Genomic DNA, 8,690 nt, shown 5'->3' with positions numbered 1-8,690 from the left:
GAAACGAGCCCGCGCCAATGATAGTGTGAGGTCTCCTCATGTGAAAGTAGGTCATCGCCAGGGTTTTATTCTTGAAAAGCGGCTTTACGGTCGCTTTTTTTTTAATTATGACTTATTAAATATTCTTCCGAATTCTGCTTTTTTATCATCTAATTCGCTATTTCAACCAATTTGCTATGATTTCTAGCGATTTAACTCTAACTACTTAATTCGTTTCCAAAATTTTTTATTCTCTATTAGTTTTTCAGATACTTGGACCTCGATAAATGACAATTCTCGAGATACACTGGATAAAAATATATTCAGGCATCTTATGACAAAGAAAAATTTCCTAATTTATGGCTCTTATGGATATACCGGTAACTTGATCGCTCAATTAAGTGTACAGCAAGGATTAAAGCCGATATTAGCAGGTAGAGATGAAGAAAAATTAAAGGTACAAGCCAATGCTTTGAATTTGGAATACAGAGTATTTGATGTGAATGATCTGGAACAAACTAAAAAAGCGCTGCGCGATCTCATTGCAGTAATTCATTGTGCTGGTCCATTCAAGTATACCTATAAAAACATGGCCTTGGCTTGTCTTGCAGTAAAAACACATTATTTGGATATTACTGGCGAGGTCATGGTAATAGAAGGGCTCATGGCAATGAATGAACGTGCACTCATGGAAGGGATTATGTTGCTTCCTGGTTCTGGATTTGATGTGGTTCCTAGTGATTGTTTGGCTGCTTATTTGAAATGTTGTTTGCCTGACGCAAGCCGACTATTACTTGCTATCGCAACATTTAATGAAAATTCAGGTTTAAGTATCTCTCATGGCACTGCTAAAACAATGATAGAAGATATTCCTGAAGGAACTCTAATTCGAGATAATGGTGCTTTAAAAAAAGTTTCTTTTAGCTGGAAGACCCATTCTTTTGATTTTGGTACTACAAAGAATTTGTTATGTGCCACGATTTCATGGGGAGATTTGGCGTCAGCATGGTGGTCTACACAAATCCCACATATTGAAACTTATATGGCTTTACCAAGAAAAGTAATGAAATTTAAAAACGTTATTAATTCATTTAAATGGCTTTTAAGTTGGCCTCTAATTAAAAAGTATATAACACATAAAATCAATCAGTTGCCTGCTGGGCCTACTGAGGAACAAAGAACGAATTCAGTTGTAAAAATTTATGGCGAAGTAGTTAATGATTCAGGAGAAAAAATTGCAGCTTTAATGACTACGCCAAATGGTTATACACTGACTGCTTTATCTACAGTAATGATTATCCAAAATGTTCTATCAGGAAATGCTCCAATTGGTTTTCAAACCCCCTCAAGTGCATATACAGAAAATTTAGTCATGAAAATTTCTGGAGTAACTCGAGTTATGGTTAATTAATTGTTATTATTCACCGGCCTTTAGATAGGATACTAAGTCCATGAATAGTTTAATAATTAAAAATGATTTGTAGGGAATATAAATGAAAATTAAAGAACGACTCATTGCTCTAGAAAATGGAATTGCAGATGTTAAGTCAATACAATCAGAATTGGCGGAGCAAAATGCTCGCTTGCAGTTTCTTATACAAAAAATGGAACAAGAACTGGAACAAGCTGAGCAGGCTATCGATTTAAAAGAGTCAACAAAAGTGAATAATGGAATATTGCTTAGTACACATGGCCTCATGAATCAACCAAAGCAAGTAGTATCTGAACACCCTATGCCACCGACGCCTCCTACTCCATGAATTTGAATTAAACCGCGCTATTAATTTTAGGAAGATAGGACGAATATCAATGAATAGATCTGACTATTTTCCTAAATTATGTGTGAAAATTTATATAACACCTCTGAGTATAATAAACTGATTAAGGAGTCCATTTTGCATTATCAAGTTACAATACTATAATGATGCCAAATGCTTATCCTTGAGACGCACATAATGTTGTGCTGAATACTCTAACATCTCAAGTTCTTGATCGGTTAATTTTCTAATTGCTTTAGCTGGATTTCCAAGATATAGGTAACCACTTTCCAGTACCTTTCCAGGAGCGACTAAAGATCCTGCTCCGACCATTACATGATGGGATATGTGTACAGCATCCAAAATTAATGCTCCCATACCAATGAGACAAAAATCATCAATAATACAACCATGTAATACTGCTTGATGTCCAATTGTAATTCCCTGGCCTAAAATTAATGGCTGTCCCCCTGATGTATAGGGGCCATCATGGGTAACATGCAAAATAGCCCCATCTTGAATACTGCATGCTTTGCCTATTTTAATCGAGTTCACATCCCCACGTAAAACAGCCATGGGCCAAACGGATACATCGTCACCCAGGGATACATCGCCAATGACTACTGATTTAGGATCGATGTATACTCTTTGGCCTAATGAAGGCGATTTACCTTGAAAACTGCGAATAGCATCATTCATATTATTAAACCATCGTTACAAATTCTTCTGCACTTGTAGGGTGAATAGCAACTGTATTATCAAAATCTTTTTTACAGGCACCCATCTTTATTGCCACACCAAAGCCTTGCAGCATTTCATCAGCGGCCATTCCAATAACATGCAAACCAATAATTTTTTCTTCTTTGCCCAGGGTAACTAATTTCATCACGGTAGGTGTTTTTTCTTCAGCGAATGCTTCAAACATTGGATTAAAACGAGTTTGATAGATTTTAATTTGCTCTTTACCGTATTGTTCAATAGCCTCCTGTTCACTGAGACCAACTGTTCCTATTGGGGGGTGACTAAAGATTACAGTGCTTATATTCTCATAATTTAGACACGCTTCGGGTTGTTTTCCAAACAAACGATCTGCTAAACGACGGCCTGCAGCTATTGCTACAGGAGTAAGAGCTGGTGCATTGGTTACATCACCTAAGGCATAGATCCCTTGAGTACTGGTGTTTTGAAAAGCATCGACCAAAACCAAACCTTGCTCATCAATGGCAACTTTTACTTTCTCCAGGTTCAACCCAGACGTTCGGGGTTTTCTTCCTACAGCGGCAATAATGACGTCTATATCCTGAATAATTGAACCGCTGGCACATACTATAGATTTTCTGCCATCACTATGTAAGTTTATTTCTTTTGCTTTATGATTTGTGTGGAGATGAATACCTTGTTGTTGCATGACTTCCATCAAGGTATCACCTAGGACATGATCAAATCGGGATAAAGGTCGTGTGCCTCTCATTAAGAGATGTGTTTCACTTCCTAGATTGTTTAATACTCCTGCCAGCTCCACTCCGATGTACCCACTACCAATGATTGCTACTTTTTCAGGTTGTTTGGTCAAGGCAAAGAAACCATCCGAATCGATTGCATGTTGAATTCCATGAATCATTGGTAGAGATGGTTTGCCGCCTGTCGCAATGATGATATGATGTGCCTGGTACAGCACGTCATTTACCTGGATTGAGTGTGCGTCATGAAAAGCACCAGCACCCTGAATTAAAGTGATGTTAAATTGGGTAAAACGTTTTGCATAGTTTTCCCTGAGTCGTTTTATATAGGCATTACGTTTATTAACCAGACTGTTCCAATCAAGAGATGTTGTTGTAAGAGTAAAACCATATTCAGGTGCATGATGTATCATTTCATTAATCATGGACGCATTGAACATAATTTTTTTGGGGACACAACCTAAATTGACACAGGTACCACCCAAATAGCTTGGTTCTACTACAGCTACCTTGGCACCATATTTGGCGGCTCGCACCGCACTCGCGATACCGCCACTGCCCCCACCGAGTACGATAAGATCAAATTGTTTGTTTTTCATAGAGAATTTTTAACAAATAAGTTTATATTATCAGGAACCGTCCAACCAACCAATATAAAATTTCCAAACTCATAATATAACGGTTCTGATAGCTAGTATAGAATGACTTTGCAATGTTTCGATTTATGCTCAATGACGAGCTTTGGTCAAAGCTGAGGGAGATCATGCAACGGCATAGCATTTATGACAAGCCCAATCTTTGCATGATAGTGGAGGTCATGCTATATCGCATGCGGGTTGGTTGCCCTTGGCAAGATCTCTAGTGTCATAAGCATCCTGCAATATGATTAAACTATAAATTTTGGCCCGGGCACGCACAACGAAACCCGGGTTTTAGGACTTGTATAATCTTAAATCGCTGTTAAGCTTTGCTTCATCCAGGCATGATGCTTTATTCTGTGCTGATCTTAAATTCCACATCAATATTGCCACGAATTGCATTAGAATAAGGACAAATTTCATGAGCTTTAGCTACTAATTCTTCTGCCTCTTTTTGGTTTAAACCTGTAATGTGAGTATGCATTTCAACTCCAAGCTTGTATCCTTTTTCTGGTGTGGGGTACAAAGAGACCTGAGAAAGAATTGAGACATCTTGCAGAGAAATTTTCTGTAAACTGGCAACATGGCGCAAGGCACTTTCAAAGCATGCGCCATAACCTGCAGCAAATAATTCTTCTGGATTTGTGCCACCGCCTTGGCCTCCTAATTCCTTGGGTTTGGCGAGATCCAGTCTTAGTAATCCGTCTGAGGTTTCTATATGACCATTTCGGCCACCGTGCGTACGTGCTGTTGCTGTATAAAGTGCTTTCATAATTTAGTCCTTTAATGATCACGGGTTAAACTTAGAGTTGATTTATGAATTTGTCAATTAGGAAACTTTATATATTTTATTGCATTCATGATTGGGTACCTTCGGACTTTTTACTCCATAAAACAAACCATTATCTAAATAATTGCATACTTGTTCGGTATTTAACTTATTGAGACATTGAGATAGTGTTTGGTGACAATGTGGAAAAATAGCACCAGGGGAGTTTAGCGCCTGATATTGCTCGTTTTTCCAACTGATTAGGTCACTTGTATAATAAGTAGTAAAATTTTTTATTTTTAGATTATTGCTCATGCTAAATATTTTCATACTTGGGTAATTATGATGGATGCGGCTGATAGACGGGGTAGAATAAGCATATATATTACTGCCGCCCTTTAGATGGATTTTTCTGAGCTCATCCATGTGGGTGTGGGATGTGATCAGGGTAATTTCTCCATATGATTTTTTGTTGTTGTTTAATATTTTTATAAATTCCTGCATGTAGGGTTTATGCCAAATGGGTTCTCCGCGATATGAGTTTCCGGGTGGTTCATGCATGGCAATTAACAATTGTTTGGCATGATGATTTTTTAATTGTTGATTCAGCCAAGAAAGTTGGATTAACGCATCATGTTCCTGATTAGGATACTGTGAAAGGATAGGAGTTTTTGTCCATTGAGTTGCATTTAAGGCAATCAAAATAATATTTTTGTTCCCGGGTATTACATAACTGGAATAATATCCATCTTGATACATGTGACTGTCATCAATAATTAAGCCTTTACAATGAGCACAAGCTCCATCCCAATCCGTAGCAAAATTTAACGGGGATACGCCATTTGATTCGAAAGGTTGGTAATTGCCAAGTAACGAATCATTGTTGCCTGCAATATAAAAAATAGGTTTCAGTTTCTTATCGTTTTTATATAATTCGTCAAATACAGTTTTTTCAAACTCTCCCTTTTTAGTTGTATTAAATAAAGAATGAGTGGGTAAATCACCCAAGCAAAGAATGAAATCTACTTTATTGCTCAGTTTTGCATATTCCCTCATAGTAATTTTCAAGAATTCTGTGCCAGTATCTTCTCCGTCACGAGATAGATTATTACTGCCGTAATGAATATCACTAAGGGTTAAAAAGGTGGGTGCAGCGTATACAGAATGAAAGAAACAAAAAAACAGTAGAATAATTTGAACTAGTGCGTTCAATTGAGTCTCCATTGTAATTTATTCAGGGATATGGGGTATATTAAATCATTTATGTTGGGTGAGGGTAACGAAACTCAGAAATTTTGTACTCTTTCCAAGTTTCGTTGCCTGTGGCAATGACGTATTCCTAGGCTGCTTCGCGAATACTCCATATTCTTTGGGTTTGATTGGATGTATCGGGTGCCTGTATCCAGAGTAGGGCAGGGCTTCCAGAAGGATTAATCGGTAGCGTCTTGGAGGACAGCATTACTGCAAAAGGATATTTTTTTACTACGGATTGCAATGATGACCATACTTTTCCAGGATCCGCTTGGTTATCATGTACGATAAGCTCATTGCCTCGATATATTATGTTAACAGATTGTCCACTCAGCGCAGTTCGTATTGCAGACTCCAAACGTCTCCATCGAGCTTGATGTACTTTTTGTTTTTCAGCTTGAGTAGGATTCAATTGGAAACTAATGCGTTGATGGGGTGAGAAAACTCGACTTAAACGACTGCTTTCTGGGTTTTTCTGTAGAAAATAAGTAATAATTGCATCCAGTACTGGGCGTCCGGGTCCAGAGGCTTTTCCTGGTTGTCTGTTGACATACATTGCGAAAGCCAATGTATGGCCATTGGCCGTATATAAATATCCTGAAAGACTGTTTATCCCGGTCATAGTACCGGTTTTAGCACGCACAAAACCTTGTTGTATTGGAATACGGAATCTTTTTTGCAAGGTTCCATCACGTCCGGAAATAGGTAGTGCGGCTATATATTCATAAGATAATGGAAAACGTTGATATAAAAATTTTAATAGTGATATGGTTTGCTCAGGGGTTACCAAGCTGTAGCGTGACAGGCCTGACCCATCAGTAAAAATCGCATTAGAAAAATCGATTCCTGTTTGTGATTGTAAAAAGTTTTTGATCAAGGGCTCAGCACTTCGCCAGTTGACGGGAGCTCCCTTGAGTTTTTCAGCAGCATGTAAATAAAGGCTGTCTGCGTAGAGATTATCAGAGGGTTTTAACGTATCTGCCATCAATTGCGATACAGGTTTAGAGTATTGGGTCGCAATTAATAAAGAACCCGCTGGAGTTTTACCTAATTGTACTTGACCATTGAGTTGGATATTGGCTTTTATCAATTGGTTTTTGATCATCGCTTGAGCATACATTAAAGGGTTTTTTATAGCCAAACGTTGTTGTACTGCCCACTGTCCTACTCCAACGCAACCTCGAACAGTTAAATGATTGTTTTGATCTAAACTAAAACCTACACCACACCCTTTGGCGTTGGCTTTAGTTGTAGCCAGGTTATTTAATGTGATGGCGCCACCACCATCGTCTGCTTCAACGATTGCAGGATCTCCAGCCTGAGCACCAGGGTTTACGGTAACAGTCAAACGATTAGAATCAACCATAACTGGGGCATTGGGGGCACCATAGCTGTAGGATAAATCCGTTGTTAGCCAACCTGGTGGATAGGGATCGACTCCAGCAAAACTGCTATCGATGTATACATTACCCTGGATGGTATTGATATTCCATTCTTTCAAGGAAGAAAGTAGCGTGTTTAAATCATTGCGGCTAAATGAAGGGTCTCCGCTTAGTTGCACATAAACGTTTCCTTGGAGCACGCCCTGTTGTACGTTACCAGCACTCACATTTAATTGATTTTTAAAACGATAATCTGGCCCAAGCACCATTAAAGCGGCTGCTTCCGAAAAAAGTTTCATGTTACTTGCAGGGATATACAACCGTTCTGCATTGCGGCGATATAGAGTTTGACCAGAGGTTAGGTCAAGAACGACAATTCCGAGGTTAACATTCGGATTAATGCGGTTAATTAACTTATCTACTTCGCTTTGGATACTGGCACCATGTGATAGTGCTGATAATGCCAATAAAAACGTGCCAGTTAAGATCCTTTTCATCGAGGTCGTTCCTTTTGCTTTGCCATATGCTGATGCGAGGGTTGATAAACATGGTCTAATCATATCTCAAGCCCAATCGCTCCAAAAGTCCTGCAAGGGTGTCATTATCAAAAAATTTAACTTGTAACCATCCTCCATCACCATTGTCGTTTATTATTTGTACAGGTGCGCCCACTTGCTCTGCCAATACCGTTTGCAATCGCTCAATGTCTCGATCTTTTTTAGCATTTTGGAGAGGAGAAGATTCTTTGTTTTTTTGCGTTTTAACCGCATGTTCTAACTGCCTCACTGACCATTGTTGCTCTATAGTTTGCTGGGCTAAATATTCTTGTTGCGCAGGACTTAGCCCTACAAGGACTCGCGCATGCCCCAAAGATAACGTTTTATCCCTAATTAAATTTTTTATTTTTTCACTTAAACCAAGTAGACGAATAATATTGGCAATATGACTACGTGACTTTCCAACTAAAGTAGCTATTTCATCTTGGTGATAATTAAATTCATCAATCAATCGCCGATAAGCGCTTGCTTCTTCAATCAAATTTAAATCTTCTCGTTGGATATTTTCAATTAGAGTGAGAGCGCATGCTTGTTTGTCACTATAATTTCCTATTAGGCAAGGCACTGTTTGCAAGCCAGCTATTTTTGCAGCACGCCATCGCCTCTCTCCAGCAATAATTTCATAACGTTGTTTTGCTATTGATCTTACGATTAAGGGTTCAATCAAACCCTGGGAGACAATCGATTGGGCGAGTTCTTTTAATGCGATGTCATTAAAATCTTGTCTAGGCTGATATTGTCCCGCCTGAATGTTTTCTATAGGTACGTGGTGAAATTCAACGTGCATCGAAAATGGTATTGAATGAGATTGATATAAATTGTTTCATATTTTCGTAGGAATGAAAATAGGAGCTGTGCGCAACGTAGCCTTTGTTCTATTAAGTTGCACGCAGACTA

9 protein-coding genes and 1 pseudogene are annotated in these 8,690 nt (G+C 38.6%); 4 read left to right on the top strand and 6 right to left on the bottom strand.

Annotated elements, in window-relative coordinates:
* The 3 genes from DGG96_RS21065 to DGG96_RS13840 form a co-directional block, all read left to right on the top strand.
* On the top strand, positions 1–187 hold a 187-nt coding region (locus DGG96_RS21065), incomplete at its 5' end, for a hypothetical protein (RefSeq protein WP_205872620.1).
* A gap of 126 nt (positions 188–313) precedes the next feature.
* Complete coding sequence (locus DGG96_RS13845; RefSeq protein ID WP_110143236.1) at positions 314–1,390, top strand: saccharopine dehydrogenase family protein; 1,077 nt, start codon at positions 314–316, stop codon at positions 1,388–1,390.
* Positions 1,391–1,472: 82 nt separating this feature from the next.
* Positions 1,473–1,739, top strand: a complete 267-nt coding sequence (locus DGG96_RS13840; protein ID WP_110143235.1) for a hypothetical protein — start codon at positions 1,473–1,475, stop codon at positions 1,737–1,739.
* A 156-nt stretch (positions 1,740–1,895) separates the two neighbouring features.
* Here the strand turns inward: DGG96_RS13840 and DGG96_RS13835 are convergent, their stop codons facing one another.
* Complete coding sequence (locus DGG96_RS13835) at positions 1,896–2,435, bottom strand: gamma carbonic anhydrase family protein (RefSeq protein WP_110143234.1); 540 nt, start codon at positions 2,433–2,435, stop codon at positions 1,896–1,898.
* A gap of 4 nt (positions 2,436–2,439) precedes the next feature.
* On the bottom strand, positions 2,440–3,795 hold the full coding sequence (gene gorA, locus DGG96_RS13830; protein ID WP_110143233.1) for a glutathione-disulfide reductase: 1,356 nt from the start codon (positions 3,793–3,795) through the stop codon (positions 2,440–2,442).
* 113 nt (positions 3,796–3,908) lie between these two features.
* Here gorA and DGG96_RS21060 point away from each other — a divergent pair.
* Positions 3,909–4,055, top strand: a pseudogene (locus DGG96_RS21060) (IS5/IS1182 family transposase); the annotation flags it as partial.
* A gap of 131 nt (positions 4,056–4,186) precedes the next feature.
* On the opposite strand, the gene DGG96_RS13820 reads toward DGG96_RS21060, so the two are convergent.
* From DGG96_RS13820 to DGG96_RS13805, 4 genes are all read right to left on the bottom strand, one after another.
* Positions 4,187–4,606: an organic hydroperoxide resistance protein gene (locus tag DGG96_RS13820; protein WP_110143232.1), complete on the bottom strand. Its 420-nt coding sequence runs from the start codon at positions 4,604–4,606 to the stop codon at positions 4,187–4,189.
* 57 nt (positions 4,607–4,663) lie between these two features.
* Complete coding sequence (locus DGG96_RS13815; RefSeq protein WP_110143245.1) at positions 4,664–5,815, bottom strand: metallophosphoesterase; 1,152 nt, start codon at positions 5,813–5,815, stop codon at positions 4,664–4,666.
* Between the two features lie 127 nt (positions 5,816–5,942).
* The gene (dacB, locus tag DGG96_RS13810) at positions 5,943–7,733 is read right to left on the bottom strand and encodes a D-alanyl-D-alanine carboxypeptidase/D-alanyl-D-alanine endopeptidase (RefSeq protein ID WP_110143244.1); all 1,791 of its coding nucleotides are present in this window, start codon (positions 7,731–7,733) and stop codon (positions 5,943–5,945) included.
* 55 nt (positions 7,734–7,788) lie between these two features.
* Positions 7,789–8,580 carry a ParB/RepB/Spo0J family partition protein gene (locus tag DGG96_RS13805; protein WP_110143231.1) on the bottom strand — a complete coding sequence of 264 codons (792 nt, stop codon included), beginning with the start codon at positions 8,578–8,580 and terminating at the stop codon, positions 7,789–7,791.
* Between the last annotated feature and the right edge of the window lie 110 nt (positions 8,581–8,690).

It is taken from the genome of Legionella qingyii (genome assembly GCF_003184185.1).
This window is presented reverse-complemented; position numbering and strand designations above follow the sequence as displayed.

Excerpts from the sequence above, each read along its gene's own strand:
- DGG96_RS13840 (WP_110143235.1), top strand. The coding sequence starts at position 1,473 with ATGAAAATTAAAGAACGACTCATTGCTCTAGAAAATGGAATTGCAGAT.
- dacB (WP_110143244.1), bottom strand. The coding sequence starts at position 7,733 with ATGAAAAGGATCTTAACTGGCACGTTTTTATTGGCATTATCAGCACTA.
- DGG96_RS13820 (WP_110143232.1), bottom strand. The coding sequence starts at position 4,606 with ATGAAAGCACTTTATACAGCAACAGCACGTACGCACGGTGGCCGAAAT.
- gorA (WP_110143233.1), bottom strand. The coding sequence starts at position 3,795 with ATGAAAAACAAACAATTTGATCTTATCGTACTCGGTGGGGGCAGTGGC.
- DGG96_RS13835 (WP_110143234.1), bottom strand. The coding sequence starts at position 2,435 with ATGAATGATGCTATTCGCAGTTTTCAAGGTAAATCGCCTTCATTAGGC.
- DGG96_RS13845 (WP_110143236.1), top strand. The coding sequence starts at position 314 with ATGACAAAGAAAAATTTCCTAATTTATGGCTCTTATGGATATACCGGT.
- DGG96_RS13805 (WP_110143231.1), bottom strand. The coding sequence starts at position 8,580 with ATGCACGTTGAATTTCACCACGTACCTATAGAAAACATTCAGGCGGGA.